This is a genomic window from Yersinia rochesterensis, from assembly GCF_003600645.1.
GTDB classification, from domain to species: Bacteria; Pseudomonadota; Gammaproteobacteria; order Enterobacterales; family Enterobacteriaceae; genus Yersinia; species Yersinia rochesterensis.
Window position 1 is genome coordinate 284,214 of sequence record NZ_CP032482.1, and the last position, 20,127, is coordinate 304,340.

The window sequence follows — 20,127 nt, forward strand, 5'->3', positions numbered from 1 at the left end:
GTCTTGAGCCACCACTGAGTGGCTCTTTTTAACCGCTTAATGATGCAAACTACCGCTTAACCAGTTCGCTGATATTTCTTTTAGGGACCAAGCGTATGTTAACGCCTGACAAATTCCCTGGAGAGAATGCTCATGCAACATGCGATTACCTTTGTTATCGCCTCCGCGTGTGTCCTTGTGATCTGCTACCGTCTATACGGTATCTTTTTTGTTCGTAAGGTTCTGCGCGTCGATGACAGTGAAGTAACACCTTCCCACACCTTTGAAGATGGTAAAGATTACGTTCCAACTAAAAAGTGGGTGAACTTTGGTAGCCACTTTGCAGCTATTGCTGCGGCTGGCCCCTTGGTTGGCCCTGTACTGGCAGCCCAATATGGTTATTTACCTGGCTTCCTGTGGTTATTGATTGGTTGTGTTATCGGTGGTGCCGTTCATGACACCGTTGTTCTGTTCGCTTCCATGAAACATCAGGGTAAATCTCTATCTGAAGTGGCTAAATCAGAACTCGGGCCAGTCGCGGGCTGGTGTACCGGTCTGGCTATGCTATTTATTATCACTATTACCATGGCCGGGTTATCAATGGTTGTGGTACATGCACTGGAACGTAACCCCTGGGGTACTTTTGCGGTGTTCATGACAATCCCTATCGCGATTTGTGTTGGCTTATGGGAGCGCATGACCGGCAGCATGAAAGGGGCTTCTTATGTCGGTATCGCCGCCATTATGGTGTGCGTGTTCGTCGGTCCTTACATTGAAGGCACCTGGCTTGGTGAATGGTTAATGCTGAAGGCGGATACCGTTAGTATCATTCTGCCAATGTATGCTTTCTTCGCAACGGCCTTGCCTGTCTGGATGTTGTTAACTCCTCGCGGTTATCTCTCCAGCTTTATGAAAATCGGTGTGTTCGGTGCACTGATTGTAGGGGTTGTGTTTATTAACCCTGAAATTCAATTCCCAGCAGTAACACAGTTTATCCATGGTGGTGGCCCCGTTCTGGCTGGCCCAGTCTGGCCGTTTATCTCGATTACTATTGCTTGTGGTGCTATCTCTGGTTTCCACGCCTTTATTGGTTCAGGCACTACACCAAAACAAATCGACAAATGGAGTGATATCTTACCTGTCGGTTTTGGTGCGATGTTGGCCGAATGTATGGTCGGGGTGATGGCCTTGATCGCTGCAACTTCTTTGCACCCTGCTGACTACTTCGCGATTAACTCTTCAGCTGAAGCCTGGAGTGTGCTCGGTATGGAAGTGGTTAACCTGCCAAAACTGAGCCAGGAAATTGGCTTAGATTTGTATGGCCGTACCGGTGGCGCTGTAACCCTAGCTGTGGGTATGACAGATATCTTCATTCGTGTGCCATGGTTTAGTAGTCTGGCCGCTTACTTCTTCCAGTTTGTTGTGATGTTTGAAGCTGTTTTCATCCTGACAGCAGTTGACTCTGGTACTCGTGTTGCTCGCTATTTGCTACAAGATTTCCTGGGCGATATCTGGGCTCCATTAAAACGCACTGATTGGTTACCGGGTACATTGGCGTGCAGCGTTATTGCTTGTGCGTTGTGGGGTTATCTCCTCAACTCTGGTGATATCAATTCGGTCTGGGCACTGTTTGGTGTATCAAACCAGTTAATGGCTTCTGTTGGCTTAATCATTGGTGCCACTATCATCCTGCGCTTGGCAACCAAACGAGTTTATATGCTGACCTGTGTTATCCCACTGGCTTATCTGTTTGTTACCGTCAACTATGCTGGCTACTGGATGATCACCCATGTGTACTTCAACTCAGCAGTGAAAGGTTACAATCTGTTCAATGGCATCATCTCAATCATCATGATGACACTGGGCGTAATTATCTTGATATCAGCACTGAAAAAATGGCGTGAGCTGTGGATTCGCAGATCAGCCGAAATGGCTGGCAATAAGGCGGTTACTGCCAACGCTTGATATCACAAGTTAATAGCTTTAGTCCTAATGAACGGTCGGAATCTTCTGGCCGTTTATTTTTTGTTAAGCAAAAATGTCGACACATTGGGTATGCTAGTGGCTACTTTATTGATAACAGGAAAATGCCTGTGACCTTAAATGACGTCATTGCTATTGTTACTGATTTTGTTCGTGAACATGAAGCATGGGCAATACCTATCGTGTTTATCCTAGCTTTTGGTGAGTCGTTAGCCTTTCTTTCCTTACTGCTACCTGCAACGGTTATCTTGCTCGGATTAGGTGCATTAATCGGTGAAAGCGGGATTTCCTTTTGGCCGATTTGGGCTGCCGCTGTGGCGGGGGCTTTCTTTGGCGATTGGCTCTCCTATTGGATTGGCGATCATTACAAAGATCGCGTCGGTACCCTGTGGCCACTTTCCCGTAATCCCCAACTACTTGTCCGCGGGCACGCTTTTTTTGAGCGTTGGGGGTTCTTCGGTGCTTTTATTGGTCGTTTCTTTGGCCCATTACGCGCGGTTGTTCCTTTAGTTGCCGGAATTTGTGCTATGCCAAGGTTCTATTTCCAGTTAGCTAATATCACCTCTGCCATCATTTGGGCATTCGGTATTCTGGCTCCCGGTGCCTTTGGTATTCAGTGGCTTTCTCACTGGATTGATTAACTCTGTTTGAACCTAAAGTGGTATCCATATTTTGTGGTTGACAGTTTTAACGCATTTTTTTGTCGCAAAGTAAGTGGTTTTTTATCTGCTTGTTATTTATGCGTACAGCATCGCAAGATGGTATGTAACGGAAAAACACTCTGGACATCCATACAGTATCCCCTTACCTTGACTGACAATAGGTTAATGGGGAGATAACCGTGGATATCAGTTTATTTTATGGGCTGGGAGGCTGCCTAATTGGTGGGCTTATTGGTTGGCTGATTGCCAGTTTGTATCAGCAGCGCAATAAAGCACAGCAAGATATAGAGCGGCGGTTGCTGGAGCAGTCACTACAACAGTTTCAGCAAAATACCTTAGAATTACAGTCCCTTTTACAACGTAATGAACAGCAATTACGGCAAGGTGAATTAGAACAGCGTAATTTGCACAGCCAGTTAGCGGCAAATGCTGAAAAACTACAACAATTAGCTCATTGGCATAATGAATGTGAGCAGCTCAATCAAGAATTACGGGCTCAACGAGAGGTGAATAGCGCGCAAGAAGCTGAATTGCGAGAAGTCACTATCCGCTTGGAAGAAACACGGTTGAGCGCAGAAGAAAAGCAGCGTTTACTCCTAAATAGTGAGCAACGGCTAACCACACAGTTCGAAAATCTGGCAAATCGCATCTTTGAACAAACCGGTCGTCGTGCGGACGAACAAAATAAGCACAGTCTGGATCGCTTACTATTACCTCTCCGAGAACAGCTAGATGGTTTTCGAAAGCAGGTTCAGGATAGCTTTGGGCAAGAGGCTCGGGAAAGGCATACTCTCACCCATGAAATCCGTAACTTACAACAACTCAATGCTCAAATGGCACGGGAAGCTCTAAATCTGACCAAGGCCCTTAAAGGGGATAATAAAACCCAGGGCAATTGGGGTGAAGTTGTTTTAGCTAAGGTGCTCGAAGCTTCAGGGTTACGTGAGGGGTATGAGTACCAAACCCAAGTTAGCGTAAAAATCGATGGTAATAGTCGTATGCAGCCGGATGTCATTGTGCGCTTACCACAGGGTAAAGATGTCGTTATCGATGCTAAAATGTCGTTAGTAGCTTATGAGCGCTATTTTAATAGTGAAGATGATATTGAGCGCGAAGCAGCATTAAATGAGCACTTATCATCATTGCGTGCCCATATCAGAATGTTGGGCCGTAAGGATTATCAGCAACTTCCTGGCTTACGTTCCCTCGACTATGTACTGATGTTTATTCCTGTTGAACCTGCATTTTTGGTCGCTATTGATCGCCAACCAGAATTGATCAGCGAAGCATTACAGCACAATATTATGTTGGTTAGCCCAACAACACTGTTGGTGGCTTTACGAACTATTACTAACTTATGGCGCTACGAACACCAAAGCCAAAATGCACAACGTATTGCGGAGAGAGCAGCCAAACTCTATGACAAGTTACGCTTATTTGTTGATGATATGGAGTCTTTAGGGCAAAGCCTTGATAAAGCGCAATTAAGTTATCGTCAGGCAATGAACAAACTGTCGCAAGGCCGTGGTAACCTTATAGGGCAAGTTGAAAGTTTTCGTACTCTGGGGGTCGAGGTAAAACGACCTATTAGTCCAACACTAGCAGAGAAAGCTAGTATGGAAGATAAACCTGAGGGCAATTTAGCGCTATCTGATGATGCAGAGTCCAAAATGAATGATTCTGCACCGCTGAAGTATCAGGGCTAGTTGCATGTTCCCCTTCTGTATGATGTTGAGAAAACTGTGATTAAGCAGTTACCTTAATATCAAGTGAAATGGGGCTTTCATCGGAGTTCTGGTACACTTCCTCGAGAAATTGACTGAAAAGCAGGCACAGAAAATGGTAGATCAGGAGAAGGAAACCACTCATTTTGGTTTTCGCACCATAGCCAAAGAACAGAAAGAAGGCATGGTGGCAGAAGTTTTTCATTCCGTAGCTGCCAAATATGATCTGATGAATGACCTGATGTCGTTCGGCGTTCATCGTATTTGGAAGCGTTTTACCATTGATTGTAGCGGTGTTCGGCGCGGTCAACGGGTATTGGATCTAGCGGGTGGTACCGGAGATTTGACGGCTAAATTCTCTCGCCTTGTAGGTGAGCAGGGTGAAGTGGTTTTGGCCGATATTAATGAGTCAATGTTGCGTATGGGCCGTGAAAAGCTGCGTGACAAAGGTATTGTTGGTAATGTCAGCTATGTACAAGCCAATGCTGAAGCCTTGCCTTTCCCTGATAATTATTTTGATTGCATTACCATTTCATTTGGCTTGCGGAATGTAACTGAAAAAGAAAAGGCCCTGCGTTCTATGTTCCGGGTATTAAAACCCGGAGGCCGCTTGTTGGTTCTCGAGTTTTCTAAACCACTTTTGGTACCTCTCAGCAAAGCCTATGACGCTTACTCTTTCCATATATTGCCTAAGATTGGTGAACTTGTGGCGCAGGACTCTGAAAGCTACCGTTATTTGGCGGAATCTATTCGGATGCACCCTGACCAAGAAACACTGAAAGGTATGATGATAGATGCCGGCTTTGAGAACGTAACCTATTCCAATTTAACCGGTGGTATTGTTGCGTTACATCGGGGTTTCAAGTTCTAACAGGAATATGGTTATGCCGCTAAAGTCACTGATATATAAACCTTTGTTACTGAAACCAACTTTGTTATCGCCGCTAATAACAGCCGCTATAGAAACATCACTAAATAGTGTGCTCTTTCGCGACAAAAGCCTAAAAGCTGCACGTTTACGTTTAGCGGGGAAAGTCCTGCGTATTGAGTTACGTGAAATGAGCTTCCCTCTGTTATTAGTATTTAGCGAACGGCAGGTTGATGTTTTAAGTCGATGGGATGGTGATGCGGACTGCATAGTGAAAACGGATGTTGCTGTGTTGGTGAAACTGCGTGACCGTCAGCAGCTTTCATCTTTGATGCGTAGTGGTGAGCTGATTGTCGAAGATGATATCCAGGTAGTTCAACAGCTTGTTACGTTATTAGATCTTGCCGAGTGGGAGCCAGCAGAATGGCTGGCTCCCTATATTGGTGATATAGCAGCGGAAACCATTGGGCAGGTAGTACAAAAAAGTAGCCGTTTTCTCAGTAACCAGTTGCAACAGCAGCAAAACTACTTGGCTGAAGCAATAACTGAAGAATGGAAAATGGCTCCAGCGCCGCTGGAAATTGTGTGGTTTAACGAAGAGGTTGATGCCACCGCTCGAGCTACCGAGGCTTTGACTACCAGATTGGTAACCATGGAGACAAAACAATGACGCCAGGAGAACTTCGGCGCCTGTATCTTATCATTCGGGTTTTTTTGAGCTATGGGCTGGATGAATTAATCCCGAATATACGTTTGACGCTACCATTGCGTATTGGCCGTCATTTATTTTTCTGGTTGCCTAATCGTCATAAAGATAAACCGCTAGGGGAGCGTTTACGTCTTGCCTTGCAGGAGCTAGGACCTGTCTGGATCAAATTTGGACAGATGATGTCTACTCGCCGCGACCTTTTCCCTCCTGAAATTGCCGATCAACTTGCTTTGTTACAAGATAGAGTCGCTCCATTTGATGGTGCGCTTGCACGCAAGTATATTGAAATTGCGATGGGCGGGCCGCTAGAAACATGGTTTGATGACTTTGAGCAGGAAGCTTTAGCCTCTGCTTCCATTGCTCAGGTACATACTGCGCGTTTAAAAGAAAACGGCCAAGAAGTTGTACTCAAAGTCATTCGCCCTGATATCTTGCCGATTATCAAAGCAGATGTACGCTTAATGTATCGTCTGGCGGGTTGGGTTCCTAAGCTTTTACCTGATGGCCGTAGATTACGCCCGCGCGAAGTAGTACGTGAATACGAAAAAACACTGCTTGATGAGCTAAATTTACTGCGTGAAGCCGCTAATGCTATTCAGTTGCGCCGTAATTTTGAAGGCAGTCCAATGCTCTATATTCCCGAGGTATATTCTGATTATTGCCGGGAAAGTGTATTGGTGATGGAGCGAATTTACGGTATTCCCGTATCTGATATTACAGCCCTTGAAGATCAAGGCACCAATATGAAGTTGTTGGCTGAGCGCGGGGTCCAAGTCTTCTTCACTCAGGTTTTCCGTGACAGTTTTTTCCATGCAGATATGCACCCGGGGAATATTTTTGTCAGTTATGAGCATCCTCACGACCCACTTTACATCGGTATTGATTGCGGTATTGTTGGCTCACTGAATAAAGCAGATAAACGCTATCTCGCTGAAAATTTCATTGCTTTCTTTAATCGGGATTATCGCCGAGTTGCAGAACTACACGTCGATTCCGGTTGGGTTCCCCGTGACACTAATGTTGAAGATTTTGAATTCGCTATCCGTACCGTCTGTGAGCCTATTTTCGAAAAACCACTGGCGGAAATATCATTCGGCCATGTGCTATTGAATCTCTTTAACACGGCACGTCGCTTTAATATGGAAGTTCAACCACAGCTGGTTTTACTACAGAAAACGTTGTTGTATGTTGAAGGCTTAGGGCGTCAACTCTACCCACAACTTGATCTCTGGACGACGGCAAAACCTTTCCTGGAAAGCTGGTTGCGGGATCAAGTCGGGTTACCTGCTGTTATTCGTGCATTGAAAGAGAAAGCACCATTCTGGGCGGAAAAATTCCCTGAGTTACCAGAACTTGTTTATGACAGCTTACAGCAGCATAAATTACTACAGCAAAGTGTCGATAAGCTCACAACTCAAATGCAAGGTCAGCAGCAACGTCAGGGTCAATCACGGTATTTATTCGGTGTTGGCGCTACACTATTAGTCAGTGGTACCATTTTATTCTTGGCTGATGCAGTAGAAATTTCAACTGGGTTCATTGTCGCTGGAGTATTGGCTTGGTTTATTGGTTGGCGGCGAACCAGTTAGTGACTTATTGCTAAAAGTATCGGTGGATAGGCCATTGCGCGGCTAATGAGTTATGTAAAAGTTATTCAAGAAGCCACTTATTTGTTCAAGAAGCTATGCGCTAGTTCAAAATGCGGTAAGTTAGATAGGTATTCACCGGGGCTATATGACGTATAATGCGGCCCTCTGTGGAATAACCCCTGTATATAGAGGTGAGTGTAATGGGTGGTATAAGTATTTGGCAGTTATTAATTATTGCCGTGATTGTCGTTCTGCTGTTTGGTACTAACAAGTTGCGGACGTTAGGATCAGATCTGGGTGCATCTATCAAAGGTTTTAAAAAAGCGATTGGTGATGACACACAAACCCCGCCAACTGATACTGATAAAACCAGCAATGATGCTGATTTTGCAAAGACTCTTACTGAAAAACAGCAGCCAGCAGTCAAAGCTGAAGAATCTAAGAGCCACGACAAAGAGCAGGGATAAGCTGTGTTCGATATCGGGTTTAGTGAACTGCTACTGGTGCTGGTGATCGGGCTGGTCGTCCTTGGGCCAGAACGATTACCGGTTGCTGTCAGAACCGTTGCTGGTTGGATTCGGACATTGCGTTCACTTGCGGCAACTGTGCAAAACGAGTTAGCCCAAGAGCTTAAAATACAAGAGTTGCAAGACAGCCTGAAAAAAGCAGAAGAAGCTGGTTTGCAGAACTTGACACCTGAGCTGAAAGCCTCAATGGATGAACTCAAAGAGGCTGCTGAAGCACTGAAGCGTTCTTATCATTCTGACATCGGCTCGGAAGCACCACATACGATCCATAATCCGCTCGTTACTGAACCGGAAGCGATTCATGATGGTGTTACGCCCGCAGAGTCAGCAACGAAAGTTCAAGCATCACCGCAAGCTCCGGGTACTGATATTGATAAAACAGTCGTTCCGGTATCGGTTGAAACCGCCCATGATGGCGATGATAAACCCATTGTTCAGGTTGAGGCATCTTCTGCGTCTATTTCTTCTGTAGATCGGGAGCCTGTTCCTGTTACTAATACCCGCGTAACTCAGGCACAAACTGCCGCAGTTGATACTCATAGCACAGACTCACTCAGTGCTGGTCAACCTCGAACTCACCAACCTGGCGGCGATCGGTAAACATGGCTGTTGATGATACCCAACCCCTTATTACTCATTTAATAGAACTGCGTAAGCGGCTATTGAATTGCATCATCACTATTTTAGTGGTTTTTTTCGTCTTGGTTTTCTTTGCCAATGATATCTACCACTTGGTGTCAGCTCCGTTGATCAAACAACTGCCTGCTGGTTCTAGTATGATTGCAACAGATGTCGCATCACCGTTCTTTACCCCGATTAAATTGACCATGATGGTCTCAGTATTTGTTTCAGCGCCGATGATCCTCTATCAGGTTTGGGCATTTATCGCCCCTGCGCTGTATAAACATGAGCGCCGCTTGATGATCCCACTGCTGATATCCAGCAGCTTCTTATTTTATCTGGGAATGGCATTTGCCTATTTTATTGTTTTTCCGCTAGCTTTTGGCTTTTTTGCCAAAACCGCGCCGGAAAGTGTGTTAATCGCGACGGATATCACCAAATATCTTGATTTCGTTATGGCGCTTTTTATGGCTTTTGGTATTTCTTTTGAAGTTCCGATTGCGATAATTCTTTTGTGCTGGGCGGGAGTGACAACACCTGAAACATTGAAGAAGAAACGGCCTTATGTGTTTGTTGGTGCTTTTGTTGTGGGAATGCTCCTTACCCCACCTGATGTGCTGTCACAAACACTGTTAGCGATTCCGATGTATCTGTTATTTGAAGTGGGCGTGTTCTTTGCTCGCTTCTACACCGGCAAACAACGCCGTACCGATATTGAGGAAGAGGATGAAGAAGTCGATAACCATCCTAAAGAGTCTTAAATTTCTACTTTGATATTTTAGCCGCCTTCTGGGCGGCTTCTGTTTTGGGACACTTATGTTTGATATCGGCGTGAACTTAACCAGTTCACAATTTGCAAAAGATTGCCCTCAAGTCGTGGCCCGCGCAAAAGATGCTGGGATCTCCGGTATGCTTATTACCGGTACTGATGCAGAAGAAAGCCAGGCAGCCCTTGAGCTTGCCACAGCCTATCCGAGATATTGCTGGTCAACCGCCGGTGTTCATCCCCATCATGCGAGCAGTTGGCAAAAAGATGTGGAGCAGAAAATCCGGGGATTGGCAGCACATGCCGCAGTAGTTGCTATTGGTGAGTGTGGGTTGGATTTTAACCGCAATTTTTCTACTCCAACTGAGCAAGAGATTGCTTTTACCGCACAGCTTGCCTTAGCTGCCGAGCTTTCTTTGCCGGTATTCTTGCATTGCCGAGAGGCGCACGATCGTTTCATTGCTTTGCTTTCACCTTGGCTAGATAAAATTCCCGCAGCTGTTGTGCATTGTTTTACCGGCACTGCTGATGAATTGGATTCCTGTCTGGCATTGGGCTTATCTATCGGTATCACTGGTTGGGTTTGCGATGAACGTCGTGGTCTTGAATTGAGGGCGTTATTGCCGCGTATTCCTGTCCAGCAATTACTGCTAGAAACCGATGCCCCGTATTTATTGCCACGGGATATATATCCTAAACCGGCATCTCGTCGCAATGAACCCTGCTTTCTGCCCCATATCGTCCAGCAGGTTGCTGTCTGGCGACAAGAAGACCCTAAATGGCTAGGGCAGAAAACTGATGAAAACGCCCGCCGGATTTTCCGGTTGGTTTGAGTTAGGAGAACAATATGAGCTATGCATTCCCGGGCACCTTCCCTGGTCGCCGTATGCGCCGTGTGCGCCGTCATGATTTCAGTCGTCGACTGGTCGCTGAAAATCAGCTGACAGTCAATGACTTGATCTATCCGGTGTTTGTCATGGAAGGAACAAACCATCAACAAGCTGTTTCGTCTATGCCAGGAGTCTCGCGTATGACGATTGATTTGTTGGTGAAAGAAGCTGAAATCATTGCCAAGCTTGGCGTTCCGGTCATATCGTTATTCCCGGTTATTGAATCAGGTATGAAATCATTACATGCGGAAGAAGCTTATAACCCGGATGGACTGGTACAACGCACTATACGAGCATTAAAAGATGCGGTGCCAGAGCTCGGCATTCTTACGGATGTTGCCCTCGACCCCTACACAACCCATGGGCAAGATGGTGTGATTGACGCTGACGGTTATGTCATTAATGACATAACCAAAGAGATTTTAGTGCGCCAAGCATTGTCACATGCAGAAGCTGGTGCTGAGATTGTGGCCCCGAGCGATATGATGGATGGCCGTATTGGTGCTATTCGCGATCAGTTAGAGCTACAAGGATTGGTAAATACGCAAATTATGGCGTATTCAGCAAAATATGCCTCTTGTTACTATGGTCCATTCCGCGACGCTATTGGTTCTAGTAGCAATCTGAAAGGGGGAAATAAGAAAACCTATCAAATGGACCCGGCCAATAGTGATGAAGCTTTACAAGAGATTGCTCAAGACTTGCAGGAAGGGGCCGACATGGTGATGGTCAAGCCTGGGATGCCATATTTAGATGTGGTACGCCGGGTGAAAGACACTTTTGGAGTTCCGACCTTTGCTTATCAGGTTTCCGGTGAATATGCGATGCATATGGCAGCAATCCAAAATGGCTGGCTACAAGAAAAACCAACCGTTATGGAGTCGCTACTGTGCTTTAAGCGCGCGGGTGCGGATGGAGTATTAACTTATTTTGCCAAGCAAGTTGCCCAATGGTTGCATGACGACCATATGCAGCGTTAATAGTTTGGTAGTAATAAAAGTCGCAGGGTAGGTACTGAGATACCTACCTTGGGTTTGTTAATTAAGAGTTTTATTGCTTTTCAAACTGGCGATTATCCAGACTTTGTAGCACTTGGCTATTGAGCATATTCAGCAATAACATTGAACGAGCTTCACCATCTGGCTCGGTATAAATCGCGTGTAAACCAGCAAAGATACCCTCAGTAATTGTCACTATATCGCCAGGAGTGGGTATTTCAGGATCAATTATTTTATCTGCAGTATAGGATTGCATCTCAGTAATAACGATTGCCGGGATTACTGCGGGCTGTACGCCAAATCGGACAAAGTGACTAACACCCCGGGTGGCGCTTATCGTTGTGGTATGAATCTGCTCCGGATCAAACTCCACAAACAGATAATTTGGGAATAGTGCTTCCGTCATTTCAGTTCTTTTTCCGCGCACTAACTTTTCGATAGCGACTATCGGTGTCCAGCAATTCACTTCTTGTCGCTCTAGATGCTCTTTAGCACGCAAAAGCTGACCACGTTTACAATATAACAAATGCCAGTGTTTCATAATTTCATATGCCTTTAGCTACTACCCGGCAGCATAACAAAAATGGGGATACATATACAGTAAGGAAAAAACATCATTTGATATATCTATTTGTTATTTAAGTCATTAACTGTAATTTTTATCGAAAATCCTATATCTTTTTTTGTAAAAGTTAATAACAGATAGTCAATAATCATATGATATTTTTTCGAGTTAGCCTGCATTCATTTTTAACAAAAAGACAGCAACTGCTATAAAGACAGCCTATAATGGCGCATCACTTAGCCGCCGAAATGATCAGCATGAAATACCGTGACTTACGTGACTTCCTCTCGTTGCTGGAACAGAGGGGTGAACTTAAACGTATTAGCCAGCCTATTGATCCTTATCTGGAAATGACAGAAATTGCCGATCGCACTTTGCGTGCTGGTGGGCCTGCATTACTTTTTGAGAATCCGAAAGGCTACAGTATGCCCGTGCTGTGTAACCTGTTTGGCACAGCTAAACGGGTTGCGATGGGAATGGGGCAAGAAGATGTCAGTGCACTGCGCGATGTCGGCAAGCTGTTAGCTTTCCTGAAAGAGCCTGATCCGCCAAAAGGTTTTCGCGATTTATTCGATAAACTGCCGAAATTCAAGCAGGTATTGAATATGCCGACGAAATGCTTAAGCTCTGCCCCGTGCCAAGAGCAAGTATGGGAGGGGGAAGATGTCGATCTAAGCCGAATCCCTGTTATGCACTGTTGGCCTGAGGATGCAGCTCCATTAGTCTCTTGGGGCTTGACGGTTACCCGAGGGCCACATAAAGAGCGCCAGAACTTGGGTATCTATCGCCAACAAGTCCTGGGCAAAAATAAGTTAATTATGCGCTGGTTATCTCATCGTGGCGGCGCTTTGGATTATCAAGAATGGTGTGAAGCACATCCCGGTGAACGTTTCCCAGTAGCCGTCGCGCTGGGGGCTGATCCTGCGACTATTTTGGCTGCGGTAACGCCCGTGCCAGATACACTGTCTGAATATGCTTTTGCTGGTTTATTACGCGGACATAAAACCGAGGTCGTAAAGTGTCTTTCCAACGCACTTGAAGTTCCTGCAAGTGCAGAAATTGTATTGGAAGGATATATTGAGCAGGGTGAGATGGCACCAGAAGGCCCTTATGGTGACCATACCGGCTATTACAACGAGATTGATAGCTTCCCTGTCTTTACCGTCACACATATTACCCAACGTAAAGACGCGATTTATCATTCAACTTATACTGGCCGTCCTCCGGATGAACCGGCGGTGATGGGGGTTGCGCTGAATGAAGTATTTGTTCCTATTTTGCAAAAGCAATTCCCAGAGATTGTTGATTTTTATCTACCACCCGAGGGATGTTCATACCGCTTGGCCGTGGTAACAATCAAAAAACAGTATGCTGGTCATGCTAAACGCGTGATGATGGGTGTTTGGTCGTTTTTACGCCAGTTTATGTATACAAAATTTGTTATTGTCTGTGACGATGACATTAATGCTCGTGATTGGAATGATGTTATTTGGGCGATTACGACCCGAATGGATCCTTCCCGCGATACGGTATTAATTGAAAATACGCCAATAGATTACTTGGATTTCGCCTCGCCGGTTTCCGGTTTAGGATCGAAAATGGGGCTGGATGCCACCAACAAATGGCCAGCAGAGACTCCACGTGAATGGGGGCGTCCAATTAAAATGGATGAAGAAGTCCGCGCCCGCGTTGATGCTATTTGGGACGAACTCGCCATTTTCAGTGACAAAGAGACGAAACGCTAACCGGCGTCCATTTTGTCCTTAGTTTTGCATTTGATGACCCGACAGAGGGAAGGCATGACAACTTTAAGCTGTAAAGTAACCTCCGTAGAGGCCATTACCGATACGGTGTACCGGGTGCAATTGGTGCCTGCATCTGCATTTTCTTTCCGTGCTGGGCAGTATTTAATGGTCGTCATGGACGAGCGTGATAAACGGCCATTCTCTATGGCGTCCACGCCACTGGAAACAGACTTCATCGAGCTGCATATCGGGGCTTCGGAGCTCAACCTGTATGCTATGGCGGTGATGGATAGAATTCTGAAAGAGAAAACACTGGATGTGGATATCCCGCATGGCGAGGCGTGGTTCCGCGAGGGCAGTCATCGACCATTGGTCTTGATTGCTGGTGGTACAGGTTTTTCCTATGCGCGCTCCATTTTGTTAGCGGCATTGGCTGAGCAACCTGATCGCGAAGTCTCCATCTATTGGGGAGGGCGCGAAGCTATACATTTATATGACCTCAGCGAACTGGAAGCGCTGTCGATAAAATATCCGCAGTTGAAAGTTATCCCCGTGGTTGAGCAACCGGAAGAGGGTTGGCGCGGTCGTACTGGAACGGTTCTGAGTGCGGTGCTGCAAGACTTTGGTTCTCTTGCTGAGCAGGATATTTATATCGCGGGTCGTTTTGAAATGGCGAAGATTGCACGTGAGCGTTTTTGTGCAGAACGCGGCGCGCTGGAATCCCATATTTATGGCGATGCTTTTGCTTTTATCTGAGTAAAGCGGCAGTTAAAAAGCCCGCCCCTGACAGGCGGGAAAACGGCAACTAAACTCCAGTCTAAGGGCCTGTATTCAGGCCCTTAATGTTTTTTGGTTATACGCGTTCAAAGACAGTCGCAATGCCTTGGCCTAAGCCAATGCACATGGTTGCCAGGCCGAATTGCACGTCACGATGCTCCATCAGATTGAGCAACGTGGTGGAAATTCGTGCTCCTGAACAGCCTAATGGATGGCCGAGTGCAATGGCGCCCCCATTCAGGTTTACCTTGTCATCCATGCTTTCCAGTAGACCCAAACCTTTCAAGCAAGCCAATGACTGAGCGGCAAACGCCTCATTTAATTCAAATAAACCAATATCTTCGAGCTTAAGCCCGGCGCGCTTTAGTGCCAATTTGCTGGCGGGTACTGGGCCATAGCCCATAATTGATGGGTCGCAACCGACCACGGCCATCGAGCGAATACGGGCACGTGGCGTCAAACCCAATGATTTTGCACGAGATTCGCTCATGATTAGCATCGCGGAAGCACCATCAGAAAGTGCTGAGGATGTCCCCGCCGTCACTGTCCCATTCACTGGATCAAAAGCTGGGCGTAGAGCCGCTAAACCCGCCAAATTGGTTTCAGGGCGAATAACTTCATCAAAATCAAAGCGTTTTAATATGCCATCGGCATCGTGTCCATTGGTGGCGACAATCTCTTTGGCAAAATAGCCTTCCTGTGTGGCGGCAGATGCCCGTTGATGGGAGCGGACTGCAAACTCATCTTGAGACTCGCGGCTGATATTATGAATCTTTGCCAGCATTTCGGCTGTTAGCCCCATCATTCCTGCGGCTTTAGCCACAGTGCGGCCCATGCCAGGATGGAAATCAACACCGTGATTCATGGGTACATGGCCCATATGTTCCACACCACCAATCAAACTGACTTGCGCATCACCCACCATGATAGCTCTGGCACCATCATGCAAAGCTTGCATTGATGAGCCACACAGGCGGTTTACTGTCACCGCAGGGACACTATGAGGAATTTCGGCCAGCAAAGAAGCATTGCGGGCGATATTAAAGCCCTGCTCTAGTGTTTGCTGCACACAACCCCAATAAATATCGTCGATTTCGGCGGCATTCAGCTTAGGATTGCGGCTCAGCATTGCCCGCATTACGTGAGCAGAGAGATCTTCCGCCCGAACCTGACGGAATGCGCCGCCTTTGGAGCGGCCCATCGGTGTGCGGACGGCATCAATAATGACTACATTTTCCATGTTTTCAGACCTCATGCCGGTTGACTGGTAGAAATATCAGGCAGCGCTGTCGCTACAGGATAATAGCTTTCGTTATGTTCAGCTTTGGCCCTCAGCCCCGCCGGGACGTGATACAGCGCACCAAGATGAACATAACGCTGAGCCATTTCGACATAATTTGCACTGCCGATGGTGTCAAGGTAACGGAAAACGCCGCCGTGGAATGGCGGGAACCCAATGCCATACACCAGCGCCATGTCGCCCTCAGCTGGGCTGGCAATAATACCTTCTTCCAGACACCGCACGACTTCATTGATCATCGGGATCATGGTGCGGGCAATAATATCTTCATCACTAAATTTCTTAACTGATTGAATGACTTGTGCTAATAACACATCTACTTGTTCATCATTCTCTTTACGCGGTTTGCCTTTGGCATCTTGGGTGTAACGGTAGAAACCCTGGCCATTTTTTTGACCAAATCGTTGGTTTTCGAACATGACGTCAACCGCATCGCGATAATCTTTATTCATACGTTCAGGGAAGCCGGCAGCCATAACAGCTTGTGCATGGTGCGCGGTATCAATGCCGACCACATCTAATAGATAGGCAGGGCCCATTGGCCAGCCAAATTGTTTTTCCATCACTTTATCAATTTGGCGGAAGTCCGCTCCGTCTCTGACTAACATACCGAACCCGGCCAGATACGGGAATAAAACGCGGTTAACAAAGAAACCTGGGCAATCATTGACCACAATCGGGGTTTTACCCATTTGCGTGGCGTATGCGACAACAGCAGCGATAGTTTTATCTGAGGTTTTCGCACCTCGAATAATTTCAACCAGTGGCATGCGATGAACGGGGTTGAAGAAGTGCATGCCACAGAAGTTTTCTGGGCGTTTAAGGGATTTAGCGAGTTGATCGATCGGAATTGTAGAGGTGTTAGAGGCCAAAACAGTTTCTTCGCCGATCAATGCTTCAACTTCAGCCAGCACCGCCGCTTTCACTTTTGGATTTTCCACCACCGCTTCTACGATGACTTGGGCGCGTTCAATACCGGTGTAATCAAGTGTTGGCTGGATAGTCGCTAAGATACTCGCCATTTTCAGACCATCCACTTTGCCGCGTTCCAACTGTTTATTCAGTAACTTGGCCGCCTCATTCATCCCCAGTGTCAGGGATTTTTCATTAATGTCTTTCATAATGACTGGCACAGCTTTCAGTGCTGATTGATAGGCAATTCCACCGCCCATAATCCCCGCACCCAGTACTGCGGCCTGTTTTGGTGCACTAACACCTTTGGACAGTTTTTTAGCCTGTCCTTTAACATATTGATCATTGAGGAAAATACCGACTAATGCCCGGGCTTCATTGGATCCCGCTAAACGGACAAAACTGGTGGTTTCCAACTTCAATGCTTCGGTTCGACCAAGTTTTGCGGCGGCCTCGATGGTTTTGACTGCGGTCAGGGGAGCCGGATAGTGTTTACCTGCTACTTGCATGACCATGCCTTTAGCAATGGTAAAACACATGGCGGCTTCAGTGGGGTTGAGCTTCAGAGGCTCCAATTTCGGGAGGCGAGCGGCTTTCCAGTCAAGTTTGCCGTCAATAGCCTGTTTCAGCATGGTTAAAGCTGCATCAGCCAGTTTCTCAGGGGCGACGACAGCATCAATCAGACCAACTTTTAAAGCATCTTTAGCAATAATATCTTTGCCAGCCGCGATAATTTCCAACGCACTGTCAGCGCCTAATAACCGTGGCAAGCGAACTGAACCGCCAAAACCTGGCATGATTCCGAGCTTGGTTTCCGGTAGGCCAATACGTGCTTCTGGTGAAGCCACACGGAAATCTGTTGCCAGAATACATTCGCACCCGCCACCCAGCGCATATCCATTGATCGCAGATAGGGTCGGTACCGGTAAATCTTCCAAACGATTGAAAATGTCGTTGGCGAAAACCAACCATTGATGCAATTTTTCCGGTGGGGCATTAAACAGGGATAGAAACTCTGTGATATCAGCGCCAACAATAAAGGCCGCCTTAGTTGAACTCAATAGTAACCCTTTGAGTTCGCTTTGTTTTTCCAACACAATCAAGGCTTCACCCAGATTGGCTACGGTTTTAGTATCCAGTTTATTAACTGAACCCGGTGCTTCAAACACCAACTCGGCAATGCCGTTTTCCAGCCAGTGAAGCTTTAATGTTTCGCTTTGGTAGAGCATATCTATCTCCTGAATAAGCGCATGTGATCTGGTATGACCAGATATTCAGGAAGTGTGGATATTTTGTTAATGAATTGCAAACAAGAGATTGATTTTTTGCAGTGAAGATCACAGTCAATCGGATGGCATAATTGATTTTCATCAATTTTATTCGAGGCGTATCGAGGGGCTGAAAAATGGATTTATTGCCTACTTGCGAGCGAGTTATCACGTCAGTTATTTTGGATATTGTTGTTATCACATCATGGAATGAGTGTCGGCGAAACATGGCCTCGGCGACTATGATAAGATTGAAAAATTAAGTTCTAATAGCGAAGGGTACTGTGATGGAAACGCTGGCTTCTTTATATAACGAACATTTATCCACTCTACAACAACGCACTCGTGAGGTGTTAGAGCGTCATCAGTTAGATGCTTTATTGATTCATTCCGGTGAGTTGCAACGTATTTTCCTTGATGACCGTGACTATCCTTTTAAAGTTAATGCCCAATTCAAAGCTTGGGTGCCGGTGACGCAAGTTCCAAACTGCTGGTTATGGGTTGATGGCGTTAATTCGCCGAAGTTATGGTTTTACTCCCCGGTAGATTATTGGCACTGTGTTGAGCCGTTACCAGATAGCTTCTGGACCAAGGCCATTGATATTCAACCATTGGCAAACGCTAATGATATTGCACAACTATTACCGGCACAGCGCGATCGCGTTGCATACATTGGATATGCTCAGGAACGCGCCCAGGCCTTGGGTTTCAGTGCAGAAAACATTAACCCGCAGCCAGTGTTGGATTATCTGCATTTCTACCGCTCTTATAAAACAGATTATGAACTGGCATGCATGCGTGAAGCGCAAAAGACGGCAGTTGCCGGGCATCGCGCAGCTCATGAAGCATTCCAGTCCGGTATGAGTGAGTTTGATATCAATCTCGCTTATCTGATGGCTACCGGTCATCGTGATACTGATGTGCCCTATGATAATATTGTTGCGCTGAATGAACATTCGGCTGTACTCCATTACACCACGCTACAACACCAACCACCGGCAGAAATGCGTAGTTTCCTGATGGATGCGGGCGCGGAATATAACGGCTATGCTGCTGACTTGACCCGCACTTATGCCGCAGACAGTGAAAACGATTTTGCCGCATTGATCAAAGACCTTAATAATGAGCAGCTCGAGCTGATTAAAACCATTAAAAGTGGTGAGCGCTATACCGATTATCATGTTCAGATGCATCAGCGCATTGCCAAGTTACTGCGTACTCATAATCTGGTTACGGGTATCAGTGAAGAGGCGATGGTCGAACAAGGTATTACCTGCCCATTCTTACCGCATGGGTTGGGTCACCCTCTAGGGTTGCAAGTGCATGATACTGCTGGTTTTATGCAGGACGATAAAGGGACGCATCTCAGCGCGCCATCCAAATATCCTTACTTACGCTGCACCCGTATTCTGCAACCGCGCATGGTGTTGACCATTGAACCCGGCCTCTACTTTATTGAATCCTTACTGGCACCTTGGCGCTCCGGTGAATTCAGTCAGCATTTCAATTGGGATCTTATTGAAACACTGAAGCCTTATGGTGGTATTCGTATAGAAGACAATATCGTTATTCACGATAATCGGGTTGAGAACATGACTCGTGACCTGAAGCTGGCCTGATGCAGCCTTATTTAATACCTGCAGCGCCGGTGACTATCAGCGAAGAGATTAAAAAAAGTCGATTCATCACCTTACTGGCTCCTACCAGTGGGGTGAATGAAGCGAAAGATTTTATTCAGCAGGTAAAGCAGCAGCATCCAACTGCCCGGCATCATTGCTGGGCTTTTGTTGCCGGGGCACCTACAGATTCACAGCAATTAGGTTTTTCCGATGATGGCGAGCCTTCGGGCACGGCGGGTAAACCGATTCTTGCCCAACTGATGGGCTGTGGAATAGGTGAAATAACCGCGGTGGTTGTACGCTATTATGGTGGCATCAAGCTGGGTACTGGTGGGTTAGTCAGGGCTTATGGCAGTGGTGTTCAACAGGCGTTGAAGCAAATTGAAGTAAAATATAAAGTCCCACAGGTAGAATATACTTTGCAGTGTGACTATGCGCAGTTGTCCATAGTAGAAACATTATTACAGCAGGTTGAAGGCCAGATTTTACAGAGTGATTACGCACAGTTCGTGACACTCCATCTCTCTTTGCCAGCAACTCAAGCCAGTCAGGTCGGGGATAAATTGCGGGATCTCAGTCGTGGTACGTTGCAATTGACGCCCATTTCGCAATAATCCCCATCCAA

Annotated in this window: 18 protein-coding genes; 15 read left to right on the forward strand and 3 right to left on the reverse strand. The window is 46.4% G+C overall.

Going from position 1 to position 20,127, the window contains the following annotated elements; genetic code table 11:
- The first annotated feature begins 132 nt into the window (after positions 1–132).
- The 11 genes from DXZ79_RS01365 (at position 133) to hemB (ending at position 11,298) form a co-directional block, all read left to right on the forward strand.
- On the forward strand, positions 133–1,944 hold the full coding sequence (locus tag DXZ79_RS01365; RefSeq protein WP_050292283.1) for a carbon starvation CstA family protein: 1,812 nt from the start codon (positions 133–135) through the stop codon (positions 1,942–1,944).
- A 128-nt stretch (positions 1,945–2,072) separates the two neighbouring features.
- A complete protein-coding gene (locus DXZ79_RS01370) occupies positions 2,073–2,603 on the forward strand; it encodes a DedA family protein (protein ID WP_038638343.1) in 531 nt (176 codons plus the stop codon).
- Positions 2,604–2,803: 200 nt separating this feature from the next.
- Positions 2,804–4,330: a DNA recombination protein RmuC gene (rmuC, locus tag DXZ79_RS01375; RefSeq protein ID WP_038638346.1), complete on the forward strand. Its 1,527-nt coding sequence runs from the start codon at positions 2,804–2,806 to the stop codon at positions 4,328–4,330.
- Between the two features lie 133 nt (positions 4,331–4,463).
- Positions 4,464–5,219 (forward strand): bifunctional demethylmenaquinone methyltransferase/2-methoxy-6-polyprenyl-1,4-benzoquinol methylase UbiE, encoded by a 756-nt coding sequence (ubiE, locus tag DXZ79_RS01380; protein WP_038638349.1) that lies wholly within the window; start codon positions 4,464–4,466, stop codon positions 5,217–5,219.
- Positions 5,220–5,232: 13 nt separating this feature from the next.
- Positions 5,233–5,886 (forward strand): ubiquinone biosynthesis protein UbiJ, encoded by a 654-nt coding sequence (gene ubiJ / locus DXZ79_RS01385; RefSeq protein ID WP_038638352.1) that lies wholly within the window; start codon positions 5,233–5,235, stop codon positions 5,884–5,886.
- A complete protein-coding gene (ubiB, locus tag DXZ79_RS01390; RefSeq protein WP_038638356.1) occupies positions 5,883–7,514 on the forward strand; it encodes a ubiquinone biosynthesis regulatory protein kinase UbiB in 1,632 nt (543 codons plus the stop codon). Before ubiJ ends, ubiB begins: the two co-directional genes overlap by 4 nt.
- Positions 7,515–7,714: 200 nt before the next feature.
- Complete coding sequence (tatA, locus tag DXZ79_RS01395; protein WP_038638359.1) at positions 7,715–7,981, forward strand: Sec-independent protein translocase subunit TatA; 267 nt, start codon at positions 7,715–7,717, stop codon at positions 7,979–7,981.
- 3 nt (positions 7,982–7,984) lie between these two features.
- Positions 7,985–8,641 (forward strand): Sec-independent protein translocase protein TatB, encoded by a 657-nt coding sequence (gene tatB / locus DXZ79_RS01400; RefSeq protein ID WP_038638362.1) that lies wholly within the window; start codon positions 7,985–7,987, stop codon positions 8,639–8,641.
- Between the two features lie 2 nt (positions 8,642–8,643).
- On the forward strand, positions 8,644–9,423 hold the full coding sequence (gene tatC, locus DXZ79_RS01405) for a Sec-independent protein translocase subunit TatC (RefSeq protein WP_038638365.1): 780 nt from the start codon (positions 8,644–8,646) through the stop codon (positions 9,421–9,423).
- Positions 9,424–9,478: 55 nt separating this feature from the next.
- A complete protein-coding gene (gene tatD / locus DXZ79_RS01410; protein ID WP_038638368.1) occupies positions 9,479–10,261 on the forward strand; it encodes a 3'-5' ssDNA/RNA exonuclease TatD in 783 nt (260 codons plus the stop codon).
- A gap of 14 nt (positions 10,262–10,275) precedes the next feature.
- Positions 10,276–11,298 carry a porphobilinogen synthase gene (gene hemB / locus DXZ79_RS01415; RefSeq protein WP_038638371.1) on the forward strand — a complete coding sequence of 341 codons (1,023 nt, stop codon included), beginning with the start codon at positions 10,276–10,278 and terminating at the stop codon, positions 11,296–11,298.
- Between the two features lie 70 nt (positions 11,299–11,368).
- Here the strand turns inward: hemB and rfaH are convergent, their stop codons facing one another.
- The gene (rfaH, locus tag DXZ79_RS01420) at positions 11,369–11,857 is read right to left on the reverse strand and encodes a transcription/translation regulatory transformer protein RfaH (protein WP_038638374.1); all 489 of its coding nucleotides are present in this window, start codon (positions 11,855–11,857) and stop codon (positions 11,369–11,371) included.
- 272 nt (positions 11,858–12,129) lie between these two features.
- Here rfaH and ubiD point away from each other — a divergent pair, with 272 nt between their 5' ends.
- Both ubiD and fre read left to right on the forward strand, forming a co-directional pair.
- Positions 12,130–13,626 (forward strand): 4-hydroxy-3-polyprenylbenzoate decarboxylase, encoded by a 1,497-nt coding sequence (gene ubiD / locus DXZ79_RS01425; protein ID WP_038639995.1) that lies wholly within the window; start codon positions 12,130–12,132, stop codon positions 13,624–13,626.
- A gap of 54 nt (positions 13,627–13,680) precedes the next feature.
- A complete protein-coding gene (gene fre / locus DXZ79_RS01430; protein WP_038638377.1) occupies positions 13,681–14,382 on the forward strand; it encodes an NAD(P)H-flavin reductase in 702 nt (233 codons plus the stop codon).
- A gap of 97 nt (positions 14,383–14,479) precedes the next feature.
- On the opposite strand, the gene fadA is transcribed toward fre, so the two are convergent.
- Both fadA and fadB read right to left on the reverse strand, forming a co-directional pair.
- Positions 14,480–15,643, reverse strand: coding sequence for an acetyl-CoA C-acyltransferase FadA (fadA, locus tag DXZ79_RS01435; RefSeq protein WP_038638380.1), 1,164 nt, complete (start codon positions 15,641–15,643; stop codon positions 14,480–14,482).
- An 11-nt stretch (positions 15,644–15,654) separates the two neighbouring features.
- Positions 15,655–17,844: a fatty acid oxidation complex subunit alpha FadB gene (gene fadB, locus DXZ79_RS01440; protein WP_038638384.1), complete on the reverse strand. Its 2,190-nt coding sequence runs from the start codon at positions 17,842–17,844 to the stop codon at positions 15,655–15,657.
- Between the two features lie 326 nt (positions 17,845–18,170).
- Here fadB and pepQ point away from each other — a divergent pair, with 326 nt between their 5' ends.
- Both pepQ and DXZ79_RS01450 read left to right on the forward strand, forming a co-directional pair.
- The gene (gene pepQ / locus DXZ79_RS01445; protein WP_050292273.1) at positions 18,171–19,502 is read left to right on the forward strand and encodes a Xaa-Pro dipeptidase; all 1,332 of its coding nucleotides are present in this window, start codon (positions 18,171–18,173) and stop codon (positions 19,500–19,502) included.
- On the forward strand, positions 19,502–20,116 hold the full coding sequence (locus DXZ79_RS01450; protein ID WP_038638390.1) for an IMPACT family protein: 615 nt from the start codon (positions 19,502–19,504) through the stop codon (positions 20,114–20,116). Before pepQ ends, DXZ79_RS01450 begins: the two co-directional genes overlap by 1 nt.
- The last annotated feature ends 11 nt before the right edge of the window (positions 20,117–20,127 follow it).